The 21,975-nt window shown below is 73.1% G+C and carries 14 protein-coding genes, 1 tRNA gene and 1 rRNA gene; 11 read left to right on the top strand and 5 right to left on the bottom strand.

Going from position 1 to position 21,975, the window contains the following annotated elements; genetic code table 11:
• The 10 genes from rrf to EDF33_RS12240 all read left to right on the top strand — a co-directional run.
• Positions 1-88: ribosomal RNA gene (gene rrf, locus EDF33_RS12185) — 5S ribosomal RNA — on the top strand; the annotation flags it as partial.
• Between the two features lie 100 nt (positions 89-188).
• Positions 189-1,676, top strand: a complete 1,488-nt coding sequence (gene gltX, locus EDF33_RS12190) for a glutamate--tRNA ligase (RefSeq protein WP_132100180.1) — start codon at positions 189-191, stop codon at positions 1,674-1,676.
• Between the two features lie 10 nt (positions 1,677-1,686).
• Positions 1,687-2,685, top strand: a complete 999-nt coding sequence (locus EDF33_RS12195) for an NAD(P)/FAD-dependent oxidoreductase (RefSeq protein ID WP_132100181.1) — start codon at positions 1,687-1,689, stop codon at positions 2,683-2,685.
• A 45-nt stretch (positions 2,686-2,730) separates the two neighbouring features.
• Positions 2,731-2,802: transfer RNA gene (locus EDF33_RS12200), tRNA-Gln, on the top strand.
• 339 nt (positions 2,803-3,141) lie between these two features.
• Positions 3,142-5,892 (top strand): alpha/beta fold hydrolase, encoded by a 2,751-nt coding sequence (locus tag EDF33_RS20195; protein WP_165918813.1) that lies wholly within the window; start codon positions 3,142-3,144, stop codon positions 5,890-5,892.
• A gap of 342 nt (positions 5,893-6,234) precedes the next feature.
• Complete coding sequence (locus EDF33_RS12220; RefSeq protein ID WP_123937655.1) at positions 6,235-7,176, top strand: glycosyltransferase family 2 protein; 942 nt, start codon at positions 6,235-6,237, stop codon at positions 7,174-7,176.
• Complete coding sequence (locus tag EDF33_RS12225) at positions 7,173-8,135, top strand: glycosyltransferase family 2 protein (RefSeq protein ID WP_132100183.1); 963 nt, start codon at positions 7,173-7,175, stop codon at positions 8,133-8,135. Before EDF33_RS12220 ends, EDF33_RS12225 begins: the two co-directional genes overlap by 4 nt.
• Positions 8,132-11,683: a glycosyltransferase gene (locus EDF33_RS12230; RefSeq protein WP_132100184.1), complete on the top strand. Its 3,552-nt coding sequence runs from the start codon at positions 8,132-8,134 to the stop codon at positions 11,681-11,683. The genes EDF33_RS12225 and EDF33_RS12230 overlap by 4 nt, the downstream gene beginning before the upstream one ends.
• Positions 11,670-13,688: a PIG-L family deacetylase gene (locus EDF33_RS12235; RefSeq protein ID WP_132100185.1), complete on the top strand. Its 2,019-nt coding sequence runs from the start codon at positions 11,670-11,672 to the stop codon at positions 13,686-13,688. The genes EDF33_RS12230 and EDF33_RS12235 overlap by 14 nt, the downstream gene beginning before the upstream one ends.
• Positions 13,685-14,692, top strand: a complete 1,008-nt coding sequence (locus EDF33_RS12240; protein ID WP_123937658.1) for a glycoside hydrolase family 16 protein — start codon at positions 13,685-13,687, stop codon at positions 14,690-14,692. Before EDF33_RS12235 ends, EDF33_RS12240 begins: the two co-directional genes overlap by 4 nt.
• Positions 14,693-14,734: 42 nt before the next feature.
• Here the strand turns inward: EDF33_RS12240 and EDF33_RS12245 are convergent, their stop codons facing one another.
• The 4 genes from EDF33_RS12245 to EDF33_RS12260 form a co-directional block, all read right to left on the bottom strand.
• Positions 14,735-15,892 (bottom strand): glycosyltransferase family 4 protein, encoded by a 1,158-nt coding sequence (locus EDF33_RS12245; protein ID WP_347812768.1) that lies wholly within the window; start codon positions 15,890-15,892, stop codon positions 14,735-14,737.
• A gap of 21 nt (positions 15,893-15,913) precedes the next feature.
• Entirely contained in the window at positions 15,914-17,458 is a 1,545-nt protein-coding gene (locus EDF33_RS12250; RefSeq protein WP_123294825.1) for an oligosaccharide flippase family protein, read from the bottom strand.
• Positions 17,455-18,369: a beta-1,6-N-acetylglucosaminyltransferase gene (locus EDF33_RS12255; RefSeq protein WP_111086034.1), complete on the bottom strand. Its 915-nt coding sequence runs from the start codon at positions 18,367-18,369 to the stop codon at positions 17,455-17,457. The genes EDF33_RS12250 and EDF33_RS12255 overlap by 4 nt, the downstream gene beginning before the upstream one ends.
• A gap of 131 nt (positions 18,370-18,500) precedes the next feature.
• Positions 18,501-18,725 carry a hypothetical protein gene (locus EDF33_RS12260; RefSeq protein ID WP_123937660.1) on the bottom strand — a complete coding sequence of 75 codons (225 nt, stop codon included), beginning with the start codon at positions 18,723-18,725 and terminating at the stop codon, positions 18,501-18,503.
• A gap of 182 nt (positions 18,726-18,907) precedes the next feature.
• Here EDF33_RS12260 and EDF33_RS12265 point away from each other — a divergent pair, with 182 nt between their 5' ends.
• Positions 18,908-20,200: a glycosyltransferase family 2 protein gene (locus EDF33_RS12265; protein WP_132100187.1), complete on the top strand. Its 1,293-nt coding sequence runs from the start codon at positions 18,908-18,910 to the stop codon at positions 20,198-20,200.
• Positions 20,201-20,441: 241 nt separating this feature from the next.
• Here the strand turns inward: EDF33_RS12265 and EDF33_RS12270 are convergent, their stop codons facing one another.
• On the bottom strand, positions 20,442-21,761 hold the full coding sequence (locus EDF33_RS12270; RefSeq protein ID WP_132100188.1) for a glycosyltransferase: 1,320 nt from the start codon (positions 21,759-21,761) through the stop codon (positions 20,442-20,444).
• Positions 21,762-21,975 lie beyond the last annotated feature (214 nt).

Here is a 21,975-nt window from a genome sequence, read left to right on the forward strand (position 1 = left end):
CGGTCACATTCCGAACCCGGAAGCTAAGCCTCTCAGCGCCGATGGTACTGCAAGGGGGACCTTGTGGGAGAGTAGGACGCCGCCGGACTTAACGTAGTAACACCAGGGAACCCCTGACCAGCACTGGTCAGGGGTTTTCTGCGTTCACGGGTCTGCCGAGCAGGGCGTGACGGTAGCATTGGCGGGTCATGACTGCGCCATTCACCACTGCTTCCGGGTCCGAGATCCGCGTCCGTTTCTGCCCGAGCCCGACGGGGACCCCGCACGTGGGGCTCATCCGCACGGCGCTCTTCAACTGGGCGTACGCACGCCACACCGGCGGCAAGCTGGTGTTCCGCATCGAGGACACCGACGCCGCGCGGGACAGCGAAGAGTCCTACGCGCAGATCCTCGACGGCCTGCGCTGGCTCCGGCTGGACTGGGACGAGGGCGTCGACGCCGGCGGTGAGCACGGACCGTACCGGCAGTCGGAGCGGACCGCGATCTACGACGACGTCATCGCGAAGCTCAAGGCGTCCGGGCACATCTACGAGTCCTTCGTCACGCCCGAGGAGATGGAGGCCCGCAACAAGGCTGCCGGGCGCGATCCGAAGCAGGGCTACGACAACCACGAGCGGGACCTGTCCGACGACGAGCGTCAGGCGTTCCGCGACCAGGGCCGTGAGCCGGCGCTGCGACTCCGGGTCCCGGACCGTGACCTGAGCTTCGACGACCTCGTCCGTGGCGAGATCACCTTCAAGCAGGGGACGTTCCCGGACTTCGTGGTCGTCCGGCCGAACGGCAAGCCGCTGTACACGTTCACGAACCCGGTGGACGACGCCCTGATGGGCATCACGCACGTCCTGCGCGGCGAGGACCTGCTGTCGTCGACCCCGCGGCAGATCGCCCTGTACCAGGCGCTGTACGAGATCGGGCTCGCACCGGCGATCCCGGTGTTCGGTCACCTGCCGTACGTCATGGGCGAGGGCAACAAGAAGCTCTCGAAGCGCGACCCCGAGGCGAACCTGTTCCACCACCGCGACGCCGGCATGATCCCCGAGGGGCTCGTCAACTACCTGGCCCTGCTGGGGTGGTCGATCGGTGCCGACCGCGACGTCTTCTCGATCGACGAGATGGTGGCGGCGTTCGACGTCACCGACGTCAACCCGAACCCGGCGCGCTTCGACCACAAGAAGGCCGAGGCGATCAACGGCGACCACATCCGGTTGCTCGAGCCGTCGGACTTCCGCTCCCGGCTCCTGCCGTACCTGACCGACCTCGTCGCCGACCCGCCGACCGCGGAGCAGACCGAGGTCCTGACGAAGGCAGCGCCGCTCGTCCAGGAGCGCATGCAGCTGCTCGGTGAGGCCCCGGCGATGCTCGGGTTCCTGTTCACCGCCGACGCCGACCTGGTGGTCGAGGACGACGCACTGGCATCGCTCAAGGGCAACACCGGCGCCGTGCTCACGGCCGGCATCGCAGCGCTCGAGCAGCTCGACGACTGGCGCACCGAGGCGATCGAGGGTGCCCTCCGCACGGCGCTCATCGACGACCTCGGGCTGAAGCCCCGGGTCGCCTTCGGTCCGCTGCGCGTGGGGGTGTCCGGACGCCGGATCAGCCCGCCGCTCTTCGAGTCGATGGAGATCCTCGGCAAGGAGTCCACCCTGACGCGGCTCCGCGCCCTCGCGGCCCGCTGAACGGCGAACGATGAGCACCGCGGGAAGCGCTGCAGGACCCACGGACGCGCCGAGTACCCCGGTCGTCCACGACGTCGCGGTCATCGGCGCCGGGCCGGCCGGCTTGAGCGCTGCGCTCAACCTGGTGCGGGCGAAGCGCACGGTGCTCCTCGTCGACGCCAACCGGCCACGCAACGCCGCGACCCTGCGGTCGCACGGCTTCCTGACGCGGGACGGGATATCCCCGCTCGAGCTCCGGAAGCTCGGTCGCGCCGAGGTCGAGGGGTACCCCGAGGCGACGATCGTGCAGGCCGTGGTCGACCTGGTGGCCCCCGACGTCGACGGCTGGCGGCTGCACGGGACCTGGCGCGGTGCCGAGGTGGAAGCGCGGGCGCGGACCGTCGTCGTCGCCACGGGACTGCGCGAGGAGTTCCCGGCACTGCCGATGCTCCGTGCGTTCTACGGCACCGCGGTGCACAGCTGCGTCGAGTGCGATGCGTACGAGAAGGCGGGGGAGCCCCTCGCCTTCATCTGCGAGACCGACGACGTCGTGGACCGGGCACTGCTCATCGCGGCGTGGGCCGACGACCTCATCGTGTACACGAACGGTGTCGCCCCGCTCGACGACGCGGGGCGAGCCCGGCTGGCACGTGCCGGTGTCGTGGTCGACGAACGAGTGATCGAGGACCTCGAGGGCGACCGGACCGGCATGACCGGGGTCCGGTTGGTCGACGGCCACGTGGAGCCGCGGACCGGCGGGTTCGTCCGGCCGACGTGGCACGCCGACCTCGACTGGCTGCGCACCGACACGCCCGGTGCGCCGACGGCCCCGGAGCGCGATGCCCACGGACTCCTCGTCGTCGACCGGGTCGGTCGGACCACCGTTCCCGGGCTGTACGCAGTGGGGGACGTGACCCCTCCCGGGCCGGAGCAGCTCATCGTCGCCGCCGGGCACGGTGCCACGACGGCCGCGGCAGTGCACCGAGACCTCGTGGGTGGTCTCGTGGACCTCCGGGATGCTGTACAGTAGTTGATCGTGCCCCGGACAACGGGGACAGAAGGCCAGCAGGCCTTTTGGGGTATGGTGTAATTGGCAACACAGCGGTTTCTGGTACCGTCGTTCTTGGTTCGAGTCCAGGTACCCCAGCACTCGAAGAACAGCCCCCGGGATCCCCGGGGGCTGTTCTCGTCTCCGGACTCGTGCGCCGCCATCGCCTCCATCGGCGATCCACAGGCTCCGGACTGCGCATTCCGAGGTTGCGCGGAACCGCACGATGCTCCGCGCCCACCCGGGCCACCCGCGGCCCTGGACCGTCCCCGTGCGGGGGCCGAGCACGCTGGCGGAGGTGCGCCGGGCCTCCCGGTCGGGTTGCGTGACCCCGCACCCCGCGCGACACGGCTCGTGGGCCGTACCGCGTCGGACGTACCGTCGCAGGACCGGCGCGGGACCCGCGGCGGCCCGCCGACGAGCATCCGAGGTGTCATCGTGACCTCTGCCGACCCGCTGACGACGACCGAGCACTGGACCCACCGCGCCGCGATCCCGCTGGCCGACGACCACTCCGTCCTGGACCGCTGGGACCGTGTGGTCGCGCTCCACGGCGACGCCGCTGCTCTTGCCGGGGACGGCCGTCCCTACACGTTCAGCGAGGCGGACCGGGCGGCGCGCGACCTCGCGTCGGTGCTCGGGGCCGAGCTCCGACCCGACGACCACAGTGGTGCCGGCGTCGGCGCCGCGGCCGGTGGGGCATCGAAGCCGGTCGGCATCATGGCCGGCCAGACCACCGAGGCCGTCGTCGCGATCCTGGCGCTCGTCCGCGCGGGGCGCACCGTGGTGGTACTCGACGAGCACCTGCCAGCGGTCCGCCTGGGGCACGTCGCGCAGCTCGCCGGGGTCGACGAGATCGTGGCGGACGCCGCGCGCGCCGACCTGGCGGCGACCGTCGTCGCCGACCGTGACGGCCGGGTGCACGCACTCGACGAGCTGATCGAACGACGCGGCGAGACAGCGGGCAGCGAAACGCCGACGGACACAGCGGCCGACGTGCCCAGCACCCGCCCGGGCGGCCACGACGCGTTCGCGATCGTGTTCACCTCCGGCTCGACGGGTATGCCGAAGGGTGTCGTGCTGACGCACCGGCAGCAGCTCGCGAACGCCGAGCAGGACGCCGTCGCCCTCGGCACCGGACCCGGTGACCGCCTCGGCGTGGTCCTGCCGCTGTCGTTCGCCGCCGGTCTGCTGTTCTCGTTCGACACCCTGCTGAGCGGCGGCAGCGTCGTGCTCCTCGAACCCCGCGAGCTCGGGGTCGAACGCCTGCTCGCACGGTTCTCCGCCGACGGCGTGAACGTCCTCGTCTGCACCCCGCACCTGCTGCGGTCGATCGTCGGCTCGCAGACGGCACCCGGGGCGCAGGCGTCCGGGGCGGGCCCCGCGCTCGGCGGCCTCCGCTTCCTGATGACCACCGGCGAGGCGGTGACCGGCGCCGACATCGCCGCCGCCCGACCGCACCTCGACCCGACGACCCTGCTGCTGAACGCCTTCGGGTCGAGCGAGACCGGCTGCGTGGCCTACTGCCCCGTGGAGCCCGGTGCCCCGGTGCCCGAGGGCGTCGTGCCCGCTGGGTGGCCGCTGCCCGGCAAGCAGGTGCTCGTGCTGCGCGAGGACGGCAGCCCCGCCGACCCGGGGGAGACCGGCGAACTCGTCATCGTCTCCCAGGGCCTGACCGCCGGGTACTGGGGTGCCCCGGAGAAGACCGCCGAACGTGCCGGACACACCGACGACGGCACGCCGACGTGGCGGCAGGGCGACCTGGCCCGGATCGAGCCGGACGGCCGGCTCGTGCTGCTCGGACGCTCCGACGACGCCGTCAAGGTCCGCGGGTACCTCGTGGAACCGAGCGAGGTCGAGGCGGCGCTCCGCGCGATCCCCGAGGTGCACGACGCCGTCGTCACCGCGCAGGTCGACCCGCCCGCCGTCACCCGCCTCGTCGCGTACGTCGTCGGCCGTCCGGGCCAGCGCACACCGGCGCCCGCGGCCCTGCGCCTGGCCCTGCGGGACCGCCTGCCGGAGTACATGGTGCCGGCGTCGATCGTGCCGATGACCGAGCTGCCGCGGAACGAGCGCGGCAAGGTCGACCGGGCCGAGCTGCCGGGTGCGCCGAGCATCGAGACCGAGATGGTCGAGGGCGAGTACGACCAGTGGGAGCTCGTGGTCGGGCAGATCTGGGCCGAGGTGCTGGGCCTGCGCGGCGTCCACCTCGACGAGGACTTCTCGGCCCTCGGCGGCGACTCGTTGTCGGCGGAGGAGATGCTCGCGCTCGTGCAGAGCCGTCTCGGCATCGACCTGCGCTCGTCAGACGTCCTGCAGCACCCCACGCTCCGGGCGTTCGCCCGACGGGTGCGGAGCGGCACGACGGCGCTGCCGAGCCACCCCGACGTCGTCAAGGTGTCCGGCGCGCGCGAGTCCGGCCGTCCGCCGGTGTTCTGCTTCGCCGGCGGTGGAGCGCTCGCCCTGACGTTCCTGCCGTTGTCCCGCTACCTGCCCGAGCACGACGTGTACGCGTTCCAGCAGCACGGCCTCGAGCGTCGGGGCATGCCGGACTGGAGCATCCAGGCCAGCGCCCGCCGGTACGTCGCCCTGATGCGCATCGTGCAGCCGCGCGGACCGTACCTGCTGGTCGGCCACTCGCTCGGCGGGCTGATCGCGCTCGAGATCGCCCGGCTGCTCACCGAGAGCGGCGAGCAGGTCGAGCACGTCGCGCTGCTGGACACCTACCTGCCGCGGACCGGGGCCGAGGGGGTCCGGAAGCACTTCGGACGGCTCGAGCCCCGCGAACACCGCAACCCCGCCGTCCGTGTCGTCGGCCAGCGCCTCGCCGGGGCCGTCCGGCGGGTCATGCCGTCCGGCATGTCGTGGGGCGAGCACGTCGCGAAGCGCGCGCGGGCCTACAGCGCTGGTGTGCTGCGGCACGGCGGGCAGAAGGACTTCGACGCCTTCTTCGACCAGGCCGAGCTCGTCACCCGGCGGCACCACCCGACGCCGTTCCACGGACGGGCGACGTACGTGCTCGCCGATGCGAACCCGGACGCGACCGGCTGGTCCGCGCTGCTGCGCGGGCGGACCGAGACCGTGCGGATCGCGGCCGAGCACAGCTCGCTGCTGCGGGAACCGCACGTGGCCGACCTCGCGACGGCGCTGCGTGCGGCGTTCGCGACGGAGGGCGCGGCCCGGAACTGAGCCGGGTGACGGACGGGAGGCGCGGGGCCAGCTGGCACCGCGCCTCCCGTCCGCCTGTCGGTGCGTCCACGGCACGTGGCCGGCACGCGGTGTTGCGGGTTTCCGTATCCGCGGCCGAGTGTCCGCAATGGACCGCACCGCGCATTGACCGCCTGCCAGCCCACGACGATGGTTGGACACGCGGGGGAGAGTACCCACTCACCTGCGAAGCCGGCGGCGTCGTACCCGCGTCCCGCTGCTCGACCGACGACGGTCACCGTCGTCGATGCGTCATCCGAGGACGCGCCGCTCGTCACACGAGCCACAACCCGACAGCAACCCTGACCCGACAGGACCGCGCCCATGCCCGCACGTACCGTTCGCCCTGCAGACCCGAGGGTCTCCGTCGTCATCCCGGCGCGGAACGAGGCCCGAAACCTCGAGATCATCCTGCCGAAGCTCCCGCCGGTGTACGAGGTGATCCTGGTCGACGGCAACTCCGTCGACGACACCATCGCCACCGCGCAGCGCGTGATGCCCGACATCCGCGTCGTGCACCAGACCCGCAAGGGCAAGGGCAACGCCCTCGCCTGCGGGTTCGAGGCCGTCACCGGCGACGTCGTCGTCATGTTCGACGCCGACTGCTCCGCCGACCCGGACGAGATCCCGCGCTTCGTGCAGGCGCTCGTCGAGGGCGCCGACGTCGCGAAGGGCACCCGCTACTCGCTCGGCGGCGGCAGTGACGACATCACGATCGTCCGCAACCTGGGCAACCGTGGCCTGAACATGCTCTGCAACATCATCCTCGGCACCCGCTACAGCGACCTCTGCTACGGCTACAACGCCTTCTGGGCCGACGTCCTGCCGGAGATCGGCCTGCTGTCCTCCGAGCTGCCGAAGCCGTCCGACGGCTCGATGCTCTGGGGCGACGGGTTCGAGATCGAGACCGTGCTCACCTGCCGCTGGTCGGCCGCCGAGCTCGCGATCACCGAGGTCCCCAGCCACGAGAAGCTCCGCGTGCACGGCTCGAGCAACCTGAACGCCGTGACCGACGGCATCCGGGTGCTGAAGTCGATCATGCACGAGCGTCGTCGCGCAGCGATCGGCCGCTCCGAGGTCCGTCGCGCCGCGATGAGCGTCGTGCCGCCGGCCGAGCAGCTGGCCGCCGTACCGCACGCCGCCGCACCGCACGCTTCCGCACCGCACGCTCCGGTCCACGCCGCCGGGCACGCCCCGCTCGGCGCGCACGCCCCGCACGGCGCCCCCGTCGCGGCCGTCGCCAGCCTCGAGGAGGAAGTCGCGTGACGACCGTCGCGGTCGTCATCTGCGCCTACACCCAGCAGCGCTGGGGCGACCTGCAGGACAGTGTCGAGTCCGCCAAGCGCCAGCCCGAGGCCCCCGAGGTCGTCGTCGTGATCGACCACGAACCCGAGCTCCTCGCCCGCGCCGCGGCACGCTGGCCCGAGCTCCGCGTCGTCCCGAACACCGAGGACCGCGGCCTGTCCGGTGCCCGCAACACGGGCGTCGCCCTCACCGACGCCGACGTCGTCGCGTTCCTGGACGACGACGCGACCGCCGACCCGGACTGGCTCGGCCACATGCTCACCGCCCTCGAGGACCCGGACGTCGTCGGCGTCGGCGGCCGGGCCACACCGTCCTGGCCCACCGCCACCGGTGCCGGCCCGTACGCCGACGAACTCCTCTGGATCGTCGGCTGCTCCTACCGCGGCCTGCCCGAGACCCCCGGCGACGTGCGCAACGTCATCGGCTCGAGCATGGCGTTCCGCCGTGACGCGATCATGCTCGCCGGCGGCTTCCGCTCCGGCATCGGCCGCGTCGGCAACCAGCCGCTCGGCTGCGAGGAGACCGAACTCTGCATCCGCATCGCCCAGGCCCGTCCGGGTGCGCGCATCCGCCACGAACCGCGCTCGAACGTCTCGCACCGGGTCTCCCCGGACCGCGTGACGATGCGCTACCTGCGCCGTCGCAGCTACTACGAGGGCATCTCGAAGGCCGTCCTGAGCCGTCGCGTCGGCACGGGTGACTCGCTCGCCAGCGAGTCGACGTACCTGACGAAGGTCATCCCCGGAGCGGTGCTGCGCGAACTGCGCCACATCGGTCGTGGCGGTGCCCTGCGTGCCCTCGCGATCGTGCTCTCCGTCGCGTCGACCGTCACGGGCTACGCCGTCGGGCGTGTCCTCGGCGGCGTCGTCGTCCGCACCCCCGCGGCCGCCCCCGTCCCCCAGCCGGTGGGGACGCGGTGACCCGCGCGACCCTGGCGATGGTCATCTCGCCGATCGTGACCGGGCCGCTGTCCCCGACGTGGGACGGCGCCCTGTGGGTCGGCGAGGTCGACCGGGCCGACGTGCACGCGTCCAGCCACCGTGACGTGGTCGCACTCGAGGGCGCCGCGGGCTACCGGCGCGCTCGACTGCTCGTCCGCGACCACGGCGAGCCGCTCGGCTTCGTCGAGGCGGACATCACCGAGCGTCGCCGCATCGGTGGGACCATCGACGTCCGCACCCTCCAGCGCGCGATCCGGCCGATGCCGGTGCCCGAGCGTCGGCCGGCAGCAGGTCTGGTGCTGCCGTCCGTCACCGTGGTGCTCTGCACGGACGGGGCCGCTGGCACCACCATGCGGTCGGTGCTCGCCAACGAGTACCCCGACTTCGACGTCGTCGTCGTCTCGCACGGCGCCGACGACAGCGGCACCGCGACGGTCGAGATCGGCGGTCGGCGCGTCACCACGATCGCCGCGCCGACCGGTGGCCTCGCCGCCGCCCGCAACGCCGGACTCCTCGCCGCGAGCGGCGAGGTCGTCGCGTTCGTCGCCGAGGGCGCCGTCGTGGACGGTGACTGGGTCGCCGCGTTGGCCACCGCCTTCGCCGCGGACCCCGACGTCGCCTGCGTCACCGGGCTCGTCCCGAGCGCCGAACTGCGCACCCCCGCGCAGCGCTGGCACGACGACCGCACCGCAGCTGGCCGCACCGTCCGCCGTCGGGTGTTCCGCCTCGACGGCACCGACGACGCGCCCCCGCACCACCCCTTCGCCGCCGCTGCCTACGGCACCGGTGACAACCTCGCCGTGCACCGCGCGACCGCGCTCCGGATCGGCGGCTTCGACACCGCCTTCGGACCGGGCACCCGCGTCGGTGCCGGCGACGACCTCGACCTCTTCACACGACTGCTGTTCGCCGGATCCGCGATCGCCGTCGAACCGGCCGCCATCGCGTGGCAGCGATCGGCGGACGACGTCGCGTCGCTCCGCGCCGCTGCAGCCGCGCACGGCCACGGACTCGGAGCCTGGATGACCAAGAACGCCATCGACCGCGAGTCGCTCACCGCATCGGTGGACGCAGCGCCCGAGGCGCTCAGCGCCTTCGCACGACTCGGCCTCGAGCAGGGCGACCGTGCGACGGACATCGCCGGCGACCAGCCCGGGGACGCGGACCGCGTGCCCGACGCGGTCGACGCCGAGTTCGCCGCCACCCAGCGGCGGCTGCGCGGGGTCGAGCAGCGCTCGGTCCTGACGGCGCCGTTCCTGGCGCTCGTCGAACGACTGCGTGGTGGTGGCACGATCGACCGGAACGCCCGCGGTCGCCACGAGCTCCTGCACGGTCTGGCCTCGGCCGGTCCCGCCCGCCCGCTCGCGGTGGACGCGATGAGCCCGATCGCACGACTCACCGCAGCGGCGATCGTCGTCCTGACGCTCCTCGTCGCCGGGGTCGCCGCGATCGCCGGACTCCCGGTACTGCGGGGGAGTGCGATCGGCGTGTACCTGTTCGCGCTGCTCGGCGTCGCACCCCTGCTGCTCGTCCGCCCGATGCCGCTGGCACGCTTCAGCGTCTTCGCGGTCACGGCGTCGCTCGTCGGCACGATCGGCATCGGCTACACGATGGCGACGTTCCAGCTCTGGAACCCCACGGTGCCGTTCGTCGGGGTCGTCGTGCTCACCGCCGTCGCCCTCGCGATCGCCGTGCCGCGTGACGTCGCCGAACTGCAGCGCGCCCGCCTCGAGCCGGCCGCCGTGGGCGCCACGGCCCGTCGCTGGACCACCACCGACACCGTCACCGCCGGCTCGGTCGTCGGCCTGCTCGTCATCGTCGTCGCCGCGCTCACGCACATCGGCGACCCGGTGCCGGACGGGCTGTTCGGGTCGCTCGGCCCGGGCCTGGTCATCGGACTGGCGATCGTCGTCGCCGCTGCCGTCGTCGCCCTGGTGCGCGGTCGCGGACTCGCGATCCCGGTCGTCGTGCTCGGCGGGTCGATCCAGCTCGCACAGGCCATCACCTACGGCATGCCCACCGTGATGGCGGCCGCCCGTCACATCGGCGTGCTCGAGTACATCCGCCGCTGGGGTTCGACGAACCCGGCCGCCGACATCTTCCAGACGTGGTCCGGCCTGTTCGCCGGCGGCGCCTGGGTCGCGGACGTCGGCGGGATCGACAACGCGATGACCATCGCCGCGTGGGTCCCCGTCCTGCTGGCCTTCAGCACGACGATCGCCGTCGGGGTCCTGGCCGCCAACTGGCTGCCGGGCAACCGTCGCCCCTGGATCGCCGCGTTCCTGACCGCGATGACCGGCTCGCTCAACACGACGTACTTCTCGCCGCAGTCGGTGGGCATCCTGATGTCCCTGGTGATCCTCGTGCTGGCCGTCGGCCCGCTGCGACGCACCGCGGTGACCGCCGCCGACGGCGTCCGCTCGACGATCCTGCGGGCCCGCCGCGTCGGCCTGTCCCGGATCATCGCGATCACCCTGATCGGCATCGTGCTGGTCGTCACCCACCAGATCTCGCCGTACCTGACGGTCGCCGCCCTCGTGACACTCATCGTGTTCCGACTGCTCCGCCCCTGGTGGTTGCCCGTCGTGGTGCTCGTGCCGGCCGTCGGCTTCGCCCTGCTGAACGACGACATCCTCGGCAAGTTCCTGTCCCTGGGAGCCGTCGGCAAGGTGCTCGACAACGTGCAGCCGCCGTCGCACGACATGACGGTCCTGCCGAAGCCGCTCGTCACACGGCTCGCGTTCGACATCCCCGCGGCGGCCCTCGTGGTCCTCGGCCTCGTCGCCGTGATCACCGTGCTGATGCGCCGCGACCGCCTGCACTGGGGACTGCTGGCCACGGCAGCGAGCCCGATCTCGCTGCTCGTCGCGACGAACTACGGCCAGGAGGGCATCTTCCGCGTCGTGCTGTTCGCGACACCGTGGATCGCGATCCTGGCGGCGGGGCTCCCGATGCCCAGCGGCCGGCTGGCTCCCGTCGGTCGACTCGTCACCCGTGCGGTGCAGCCCACGGCGGTCAAGGTCGTCGTCGCTGCGGCCGCGGTCGCCGCGATGGTCGGCATCGGCGCGTTCGGTCAGACCGCCCTCGACTGGAACCGCGTCCCGACGCGCAGCCAGTCGGCGGCGACGCAGTTCTACGACGCGACCGCGCCGAAGGGCTCCATGATGCTGCTGACCGGTTCGGCGAACGCCGTCCCGAGCAACACCGGCGCACGCTACTTCGACGTCGGGGCGCTGTCCCGCGAGGTCCTCGGGGCGTACCCGGAGCCGGAGGGCTACGACGCCGAGGCCGACGTGTCCACGATGACCCGCCAGCTCGTCCTGGACTGGCCGGCGACGAAGTACTACGCACTGGTCGCCGAGCCCTTCGGCGCCTACGACGAGCGGTACGGGTACCAGACCGACGCCGACTACCAGGAGCTCGCGGCCGCGATGGCCGACTCGCCCTACTGGAAGCGCGTCTTCGGCTCCGGCACCACCGCCGTCTACGAACTGACCCCGGCTGGGCTGGCGCATGCGACGAACTGAGGAACGCACGGCCCGGGCCTCCCGGCGGACGTGGCGCACGCGCGCCGCGTCCGCCGCGGCGGTCCTGGGGGTCCTGGCGGTCGTCGTCGCCGTCATCGCCGGACCCGGCGGTGCGATGTCTGCCGACGCACGAGGTCGGAAGACACCGCCGCCGAGCACGCCGACCAGTACGCCGACGCCCACACCGACGCCGACGCCGACGCCCAGCAGCACACCGACGGGTGGCACGGCCGCCGCGAACGCCGACTGCAGCGCCGGCCGGGTCCTCACGATGGTGGCGCACGCCGACGACGACCTGCTGTTCTCCGGAACCGAGCTCCGCGCCGACATCGACGCCGGCAAGTGCGTCCGCTCGGTCATCGTCACCGCCGGTGACGCCGGCAAGCCCGCCTGGTACTGGCAGTCCCGCGAGAACGGGTTGATGGCGTCGTACGCGTCGATCGCCGGCGTCTCGTCGAACTGGACCGCCGGGCAGCTCTCGGTCGCCGGCCACACGCTCCGCACGGCGACCCTGGCGACGGCCCCGCGGCTCAGCCTGGTGTTCCTCGAGCTGCCGGACGGCAACATCGACGGCTCCGGCTTCGCGGCCACGGGCAGCGAGAGCCTGGAGAAGCTCTACGAGGGCCAGATCAGCACGATCCACACCGTCGCCGGGGCAGCCCAACCGACGTCCTTCTCGCTGACCGACCTGCGCGCGACGTTCTCCGGGCTCGTCACCGGGTACGCGCCGACCGAGATCCACACGCTCGACCACGGCGGCACGTACGGCGACGGCGACCACAGCGACCACCACACCGTCGCGTACCTCGCCGACCAGGCGCAGTCCGCCTACACTGCGGCGCACACGTTCACGGGCTACCTCGGGTACCCGATCGCGGACCGCCCGTCGAACCTGAGTTCCGCGCAGACGGCCGCGAAGGCCGCCGCCTTCTTCGCGTACGCCGCGTACGACGGTGAGACCTGCGGGTCCACCTCCGCCTGCGCGTCGCGCCCGGAGGGCTCCTGGCTGAGCCGGCAGTACGCCGTCGGCTCGTCGGCCCAGCCCCCGACGGACCCGCCGACCTCGCAGGGCACCGACGTCACCGCCGGCGCGACCGTCACCGCGAGCGCCGAGAACCCGGCCGACGGTCAGACCGCCGTGAAGGCCGTCGACGGCGTCGTGAGCGGCTACCCGGACGCTCCGACGGCCGAGTGGGCGGCGCCCGGCGGCCGGGCGGGCACGTGGATCCAGCTGAACTGGTCCGCGGGAACCACCCTGCACGAGATCGACCTGGCCGACCGGCCGAACAGCGACGACCAGGTGACCGGCGGCACGCTGACGTTCTCCGACGGCACCAGCGTCGCCGTCCCGTCGCTCGACAACGGGGGAGCCGTGCAGCGTGTCGCGTTCAGCGCCCGCCAGGTCACCTGGGTGCGGTTCACGGTCGGTTCCGTGAGCAGCACGACCCGGAACGTCGGCCTCGCCGAGATCCGGGCGTTCCGGCCGGCGGACACCACGCCGACGCCCACGCCGACGCCCACGCCGACGCCGACCCCCACGCCCACCCCGACGCCGACCCCCAGGCCCACCCCGACGCCGACGCTGTCGGACGTCACCGGGTCGGCCACCCCGACCGCCGCGTGGGACGACCAGTCCACCGGGCAGACCGTCGCGAAGGCCGTCGACGGCGTCGTGTCGGGCTACCCCGACAACCCGACGGCCGAGTGGGTCGCCCCGTGGGGCCGGACCGGGGTGTGGATCCAGCTGGACTGGGCCGCCTCGCAGCACCTCGGTCGGATCGTCCTGAACGACCGCCCGAACAGCTCGGACCAGGTCACCAGCGGCACCCTGACGTTCTCGGACGGCAGCCAGGTCGCGGTGGGCACACTGCCGAACGGCGGCGACGCCCTGACGGTCGACTTCACCCCGCGTGACGTCACCTGGGTGCGGTTCACGGTGACGGGCGTCTCGAACAGCACCGGCAACGTCGGTCTCTCCGAGATCCGCGCGTGGACGACCGGGTGACCGACGAGCAGGGCGACGGCCAGGAGGCCCGCCCCACCTGGTCGGAACACGTCGCCGACGACGCGGCATCCGCCCACGGCGCCCCACCGGCACACGGTCGCGGCCTGTCCCGGCACCGGCCGCCGCGGCGCCCCGGCACCCGCCGGACCGCGCTCGCGGCCGGCGCCCTGCTCGTGGTTGCCGGCATCGTCGCCGGCACCACGACCGCGACCACCACGGCGAACGGTGACGACGTGACCCTCGACGACCCGAGCGGCGTCTCGATGCCGAGCTCCGAGCCCGAGGGGTGGACCCGGGTGTTCGGCGAGGACTTCGCGGACGCCGCGACGAACCGGACCTTCGAGTCCCGGTACTCGGACCGGTTCGTCGCGTACCACGGGTTCGCCGACACCGCGGGGACGGGGCGCTACCAGGCGTCCACCCTGTCGGCGCACGACGGCGTGCTCGACGTGCGTCTGCGGACCACGCGCGCCGGGGTGCCGCTGGCGGGCGGTGTCGTGCCGCTCGTCGACGGCGAGTGGGGCGGGCAGACCGCCGGCCGGTACAGCATCCGGATGCGCAGCGACGAGGTCGACGGCTACGGCGTCGCCGTGCTGCTGTGGAGCGACGAGAACCTGTGGTCGGACGGTGAGATCGACTTCCCCGAGGGGGCGCTCGGTGCGCCCGCCTGGCTGAACGTGCACTGCCTGGCCGACCCCGCCGAGAAGTGCATCCACCAGCAGACCGAGGCGTCGCTGCAGGACTGGCACACCTACACGATCGAGTGGACCGCCGACCGGATGTCGTTCCTGGTCGACGACGAGGTCGTCGGCACGACCACGGAGAACATCCCGACCGCTCGGATGCACCTCGTGGTGCAGGCCGGGTCGAACGACGGGAACCCACCGGCGGACGCCGCCGGGTCGCTCCTCATCGACTGGATGACGATCGACGTGCCGGCGGACGGTGCCGCGCCGAGCGCGTCGCTGCCGGACGACACCGCGACGACGGACCCGAACGACTGAGCGGTGCCGACGTCGTCGTCGGCACCGCTCGGTCTTCGTCCATCAGTGCTTTGCGTGCGCCTCGAGCGCCCGGAGCAGCGCCGCGACGTGCCGCTCCCGGCCGTAGCGGTCCCGCACCCAGGCGCGGCACCGGTCCGCGAGTCCCGGTTCGGTCCCGGCCGCGTGCAGCGCCTCGAGGACCTTGTCGGCCAGCGCGGCGGTCTCGGTGGGGTCGACGGTGAAGCGCGTCCACTCGCCGCTGAGGATCTCGGCGGTGCCGCCCGACGCCGCCGCGACGACGGGGCGTCCGGTGGACATCGCCTCGACGACCACGCGGCCGAACCCCTCGGGCTCGATGGAGGGTGCCACCACGACGTCGGCGGCGTGCAGCAGGGGGACGACGTCGTCGCGCTCGGGCACCACGACCACGGATCCCTCGGGCAACGCGGCGATCGCGCGGTGCACGGCGGGGGCGTCCTGTGGGTACAGCGCACCCGCCAGGACGAGCACCGGAGCCGGGGCGGGCGGTGTGCCGGGCCCGACGAGGACGCGGGCCGACGCGTGGACGCGACCCCACGCCTCCAGGAGGGCCAGGACGCCCTTCGACCGCGTGAGCCGTCCGTAGTAGAGCACCACGGGGCGGTCCTGGTCGAGGCCGAGCGCAGCGCGTGCTCGGCGTGTGCTCGCCGGCGTGGCGGCGGGGAACGCCGCGGTGTCGACGCCGTTCGGGACCACGTCGACGCGGTCCGGCGGGGCACCGACGGCGGTCCACGCACGGGCCATCGCCGCCGAGACCGCGAGGTACCGGGTCCGGCCGCCGGCGAACGGGCCGAGCCGACGGTAGTTCGGGGCGTGGTGCAGGTGCACGGCCAGGGGGACGCCGGACACGAAGGACACGACGCGGCCCCACGGCAGGAACTCCGGACGGTTCAGCCACAGCACGTCCGGGCGTGACCGGCGGAGGCGCAGGCCCTCACGGACGAAGCGGAACACGTCCGTCGGGGCGGTCCGGATGCCGAAGCGGTAGTCGCGGGCGTGGCGCAGTCGGACACCGAGCCGGTCGAACACCGCGCGGCCCTCGTCCGGGTCGCCGTCCGGACCGGCGCGGTGCCACACCTCGACGTCGTGGCCGGCTGCGACGAGCTCGCCGACGTCCTCGACGACGCAGCGTTCGACACCGCCGGTGATGGCGAGTCCGTTGGTGGCGACGACGACACGCAGCGGACGGGGGGGTGGAACGGGTCATGCGGATCCTCCGCGAGCGAGTTTCAGGCGGCGGAAGAACCAGGGCAGGCACGCGGCGACGCCGACGATGCGCACGATGTTCCACGCCAGGTCCTGCGGCGGGAGGAGCGAGGCCGCAGCGACGACGATCGCGATCGCGATGGCGAGCAGCACCCGGCGTCGAGGGCCGCGCCACTCACGGCGGTCCGGCAGGGAGGCCTGCTGCAGCGCGGCGAGGATGGCGTAGGCGATGACCGTGGCGATGCCCGCGCCGACGATGCCCGTCAGGGGCACCAGCACCAGGTTCGCCGCGATGTTCACGACACCGGCGACGGCGCCGATGACGCCGACCGTCACGCCGCGGCGCTCGACCAGCAGGAGCCGGCCGGTCGCACCGCTCGCGACCACCGGGAACGCGGTCAGGGCGACCACGAAGACGACGACGGTGAGGGACTCGACCCGGTACGACGCCGGGGCCAGGATCGGCAGCGCCACCGGCGACACGAGGGTGACGGCGACGAGCACGGGGGCGAGGAGCATGTAGAGCTCGTCCCGGGCGTGCATGGCGAGCCGGCGGCGGGCCACGGCGTCGCGGAGGGCGGCGAAGTGCGGCGCCCAGGCCTGGTTCGTGAAGGTCAACAGCAGGATGACCGCGGAGCCGACGACGTAGGCGATCTGGTAGCGGGCGACCTCGTCGGCACCGAGCAGACGCTGCACGACGAGCCGGTCACCGGCGTTCAGGACGAAGTACGACAGGCTGCCGAGCGCGATCGGGACACCGAGCTTGAACGCCCGGACCGTGGTGCGGTGGTCGAACAGACCGCGGACGCGCGGCTTCGTGGCGATGATGCCGATGACCATCGCGGCACCCTGCGCCACGACCCCACCCCACGCGTACGTGGTCGCGTCAGCGTGCACGGCGGCGAGGAGCCCGAGACCGATGATCGACCCGCCGACGGACGACAGCAGGCTCGTCACGGCGAACACGCGGATGCGGTCCTGGGCGACGAGCAGCGCGAGGGACAGCTGCACGATCGCGGCGGGCCCGGTCCAGAGCACGGCGACCAGCAGCAGGGGGTGCTGGTCGACGAAGCCCGCGGCGTCGCCCCAGAGCGGGATCGACACCAGGGCGAACACGGTGACGGTGACCGCGGTGACCATGCCGACGAACATCAGGCCCCGGGCACGCCGGTCGTCGCCGTCCTCGGCGCGCTGCAGCACCGACGCCTGGTCGATGCCGCAGACGGCCACGACCACCAGGGCCTGGTACAGCGCGATCGCCGAGGCCAGCACGCCGAACTCTGCCGGTGGCATCAGGTGCGCGAGCACGGGGGAGATCAACGAGCTCACGACGAGCTGCATCGACCAGACGACCACGTAGAGCAGGCCCCGGCCGAACAGGACGGACGAGCCGCGTGCGACGGCGATCGAGTCCGTGTCGGTGGACAGCGCGCCGGGGGCCGCCGGCTGCACGGACGCCTCGAGCTCGTCGTCGTCGGGCTGTGCCGCCAGCGCAGCCGCCTCGGCCGCACGCGCCTCGCGTCGGGTCTGGGGGACGGTCACTGTGCCACCACCACCGGCTGGTCGTCGGCTGACGTGCGGAGCCCGAAGGTCGCGTCGACCACGTCGAGCAGGTCGGTGCTCCGGGACGTCGAGAACTTCCGGGCGAACACGTACGGGGTCGACTGGTCAGCCGCGGTACGACGCTCCAGCACCCGGCCGGCGTCCTCGATCCCGAGCCACGGCGGGCTCTTCTGCTTCGTGCCGTCCCACCCGATCCACCAGAGCGGCTGCACCGCGTGGGCGTCCGCGAAGTCCGGGGTGAACGCCGGGGTCAGCAGGACCGACGGCACGAAGGTCTCGTCGCCGATCCACACCCGCTCCCAGAACGCCACCAGGTCGGGGCGCCCGTCGAACACGTCGACGACCCCCTGCGCGTGGTGGCGGGCCAGGACCTTGAGCTGCGAGCCGCCGCCGAACACGACGTCCCGCGGGACCCGACGGGGGACCGGCAGGCGCAGCATGTGCTTCCGCCACGCCCAGTGCCGGAACCGCACGCGCGACCGACCGCCGTCGCGACCCCACGCGGGGTGCGGGAGCGGCTTCGCCTCGACGAACGACCGCCCGGGGTTCGCGGTCAGGAGCGCCGAGATCTCGTCGGCGTCGGCCAGCGGGTAGTCGCTGCCGGTCAGCAGCGCCACGTGCGTGGCGTCCGTCTGCGCCAGGGCAGCACGGTAGCCGGCGACCTCGGCCGCGACGTTCTCCCACTTCGCCCACCCGGTGCGCATCCGCGGCAGCACGTGCACCCGTTCGGGCAGGCCGGCGGTCATCGCCTCGAAGACGTCGTCGTCGGTGCTCGCGTCGCAGTGCAGGAACACCGGGAACGGGTCGAGCGCCGCCACGAGCCGACGGACGTGCGTCGGGTCCTCGTGGGCGAGGACGATGCACGCGAGTGGCGTGGGAGTGATGGCCATGTCCGCGACGCTAAGCGGGCCCGGCAGCACCGACAAGGGAGGTCGGGACCACCTGCGGGGGAACGGCGGTTTCCCGCAGGCGCCCCCCGATCGAGGGGGGTCGCGAGGGGGATCGCGTCAGGGGGATCTCGTCAGCGGGCGCGGCGGAACTTCGGGCAGTCGCAGAGCGCGCAGTCCGTGCCCGGACGGTAGTGCTCGTGTGCCGCCTGGGCGTGCCCGCACGTGCTGCACGCGGCGTCGTCGGCATCGAGGTGCACCACGACGAGGTCGGACGCTTCGGGGTCCGGAACCAGGTGCAACGTCGGGCGTGGACGCCTGGTCAGGCCGAGCCGGTCCATCGTTCGGGCCAGCGGCATGCGTCCTCCTCGTGTCCGGCGGGGACCGGGGTCGCACCGGCGGGTCGACCGGCGTCTCCCGCGAGTCTAGTGGCGGCAAACCGCAGCCTCCCCGCATCCTCCGAGCATCGCGGTTGACCCCCTGTCGACGCGCGCGGAGCATTGCCACGTCCACCCGACCAGACCGGCCCGACGGGACGAACATGACCGACCACACCACCACCGCGGAACGAGCCCTCACGCTCGACCCCGCGATGCCCTCGCCCGACGCCCCCACCTGGGTCGGAGCTGCCTGGGTCGGCGCCGTCGACCGGTCCGCAGCGCTCGCCGCCGACACCGTGCACCTCGCCGGCGCCGACGGCTTCCGCCGCGCCCGCCTCATGGTGCGCGACGGCCGCGACGTCGCCGGGTTCGTCGACGTGCGCGTCGACGACCGCGGGGCGGTGGACCCGGCCGAGCTGGGACCGGCCCTGCGCCGGTTGCCGGCCCCGGGCCTCCCGGTCGACGCCCCTGCGGACGGCGCACGCGTCTCCGTCGTCATCGGCACCCGCGAGCGCCCCGTGGCGCTCGCGCGCGCCGTGCGCTCCGTCCTCGACTCCGCCTACGACGACTTCGAGCTGTTCGTCGTCGACAACGCCCCCGTCACCAGCGGCACCCGCGACGTCGTGGCCGCCGTCGACGACCCGCGCGTGCACTACGTCCTCGAGGCACGTGCCGGCGTCTCCCGGGCCCGCAACGCCGGACTCGCACTGGCCACCGGCGGCATCGTCGCGTTCATCGACGACGACGTCGTCGTCGACCGCCACTGGATGGCCGCCATCGCCGCCGCCTACGACCGCGACGCCGACGTCTGGTGCGTCACCGGACTCGTCCCCAGCGGCGAACTCCGCACCCCCACGCAGCGCTTCTTCGACGAGCGGGTGACCTGGGCGCGGAACCTCGAGCGCCGGGTGTACCGCACGTCCGCCCCGCCCGTCGACGAGCCCCTGTTCCCCTTCACCGTCGGCGCGTTCGGCACGGGCGCGAACATGTCCGTGCGCCGCGACGCCGTCCGCCAGCTCGGCGGCTTCGACGTCGCCCTCGGCCCCGGTACCCGCGCCCGAGCCGGTGAGGACCCCGACCTGTTCACCCGCGTCCTGCTCGCCGGTGGGGCGCTCGCCGTGGAGCCCTCGGCCGTCGTCTGGCACGAGCACCGCAAGGACCGTGCCGCGTTGCGCTCGCAGGCGATCGGCTACGGCACCGGGCTCGGCGCCTGGGTGACGAAGCTCGTGCTGCGGCCCTCGACGGCGTTCGCGGTGCTGCGGCGTGCGGCCGGCGCGCTCCGCCGGCTCGGTGCGCTCGGGCAGGGTGCCGACGAGCGCCCCGTCGACGCGAGCGGCGGCTGGCCCGTCGACGCCGAGTTCACCGAGGCGACGCGCGGGCTCAAGCGCGCCGAGCTGACGGCCGCGCTGGGCGGGCCGTGGCGATACGTGGCCGGGCGGCTGACCGCGCGCTGAGGCGCCGGGCGCCGGGCGCGGCTGGGCGGGGTCGCCGCACCCGGTTTGCGACAAGACGGTCGTCGTACGACACGTGTCTTGTCGCTTGTTGCGTGCGCAACGGTTGCGTGCGCGTGGGGGCGACGTCCTCGACGTCGTGCGACATCGCGAGTGTCGTACCGCGTCGGTCGGACCCGACAACGAACGGACGGGAGGCCCGTGGCGACACTGCCACGGGCCTCCCGTCCGTCACGCTGCGCGACTACGGCCGGAAGCGGCCGGCCTCGACGTCGCGCCAGCGGCGTCGGCTGCGGAACCAGGCGGCCGGGCCGGCGGGGAACCCGCGCAGCTCGTGGTACGCCAGGGTCTTCGGGATGCGCGTGGTCGAGGCGTCGTTGGTGACCTCGGTCGCGGCGTCCCGGCGTCCGGCCAGGCGGGAGAGCATCTGCTTCGACTTGACCTTCGCCGCGAGCGGCATCAGGCGTGCGAGGACGGCGACGTGCCGCTTGTCCTTCGCGGCGAGCGCGAACATCAGCGCGGTGAAGCCGACGCCGTTGCCGTGCAGCTGCTTGTGCAGGTCCTCGATGGTCTGGCGGTGCCGGTGGTGCACGACCGCGCGGGGCTCGAAGCCGATCTTCCCGCCGCGCCACAGCGTCTCGATGAACATCGCCAGGTCCTCGCCACCACGGGCGGGGGAGCCGGCGCCGAGGGTGTGGTCGAAGCCGCCGACGGCCTCGATCAGGGTGCGACGGTAGGCCATGTTCGCGCCGGCGCCGTACGCGCCGATGCCGTAGACGGCGAAGTGCTTGAGGACCTCGCCGGACGGGGTGACCGCCGAGACGCGGGCGTGCCGCATGGTGCCCTGCACGTCGTCCGGGACGATCGTCACGGGCGAGAAGGTGCGCTCGGCGCTGAACCCGCCGTAGTACGCCTCGTACCAGATCTGGGCGGGGGTGGTGAGCTCGCTCGGCAGGATCACGCCGGTGACGGCGTCCAAGCCGGGCTCGCTGACGAACCGGGACCCGACGGCGCGGAGCCACTGCGGGTCGACGCGGACGTCGTCGTCGGTGAAGGCGATGACGTCGCCGGTCGCGGCGGCGACACCGGCGTTCCGTCCGGCGGACAGACCGGGGCGGCGTTCCTCGACGAGGCGGACGTTCCGCCCGGCGAGCATCGCGGGCAGCGCGTCGCCGGCGGGGACGCGGACGCGGTTGTCGACGAGGATGACCTCGTGCCGCGGGTAGTCGAGGTGCTCGAGGACGTCGAGCAGCTTGCCGAGGTCCTCGACGCGGTCGACGATCGTGGACACGACGACCGAGATGGTCGGCAGGTCGTCGTCGGACACCGCAGGGACGTCGGCCAGGACGGTCTCCTGCAGCGCCTCGAGGGCGCGGGCCGCGTCTGCGGGGTCGTCGGTGAGCAGTACGTCGAGGGTGCCGGTGGGGTGGCCGCCGCGGTAGCCGATCACCATGGCGGACTCGCCGGTCTCGTCGGCGACGAGACGGGGGAGCGGGGCGTCGAGGTCGACGCCGATGACACGGCGCGGTGCGGGCACGGTGTCGGCGGGGTGGAGGGTGGCCATGTCGTGGACGCTACGTGGGGCCGTGGGTGCGGACAACGGTGCGGGACACCGGTGGCGGTGTTCATGCGGAGTTCCGCAGTGGCGCGCAGGGGTCCCTCGAACGAGGGTGAGCGCTCACCCAGGAAGTCTCCGGGACTTCCAAGGTCACGCTCAGGTCACGGAACCGATGCAACCGGTTGCGGAACCCCTGCGGCGGGCGTAGCTTCCTCCACCA

This window comes from Curtobacterium sp. PhB146, from assembly GCF_004342995.1.
In the GTDB taxonomy this organism is placed as follows: Bacteria; Actinomycetota; Actinomycetes; order Actinomycetales; family Microbacteriaceae; genus Curtobacterium.

Bases quoted from the DNA above. Each gene is read 5' to 3' on its own strand.
- gltX (WP_132100180.1), top strand. From the start codon at position 189: ATGACTGCGCCATTCACCACTGCTTCCGGGTCCGAGATCCGCGTCCGT.
- EDF33_RS12195 (WP_132100181.1), top strand. From the start codon at position 1,687: ATGAGCACCGCGGGAAGCGCTGCAGGACCCACGGACGCGCCGAGTACC.
- EDF33_RS12220 (WP_123937655.1), top strand. From the start codon at position 6,235: ATGCCCGCACGTACCGTTCGCCCTGCAGACCCGAGGGTCTCCGTCGTC.
- EDF33_RS12235 (WP_132100185.1), top strand. From the start codon at position 11,670: ATGCGACGAACTGAGGAACGCACGGCCCGGGCCTCCCGGCGGACGTGG.
- EDF33_RS12255 (WP_111086034.1), bottom strand. From the start codon at position 18,369: ATGGCCATCACTCCCACGCCACTCGCGTGCATCGTCCTCGCCCACGAG.
- EDF33_RS12260 (WP_123937660.1), bottom strand. From the start codon at position 18,725: ATGCCGCTGGCCCGAACGATGGACCGGCTCGGCCTGACCAGGCGTCCA.
- EDF33_RS12265 (WP_132100187.1), top strand. From the start codon at position 18,908: ATGACCGACCACACCACCACCGCGGAACGAGCCCTCACGCTCGACCCC.
- EDF33_RS12270 (WP_132100188.1), bottom strand. From the start codon at position 21,761: ATGGCCACCCTCCACCCCGCCGACACCGTGCCCGCACCGCGCCGTGTC.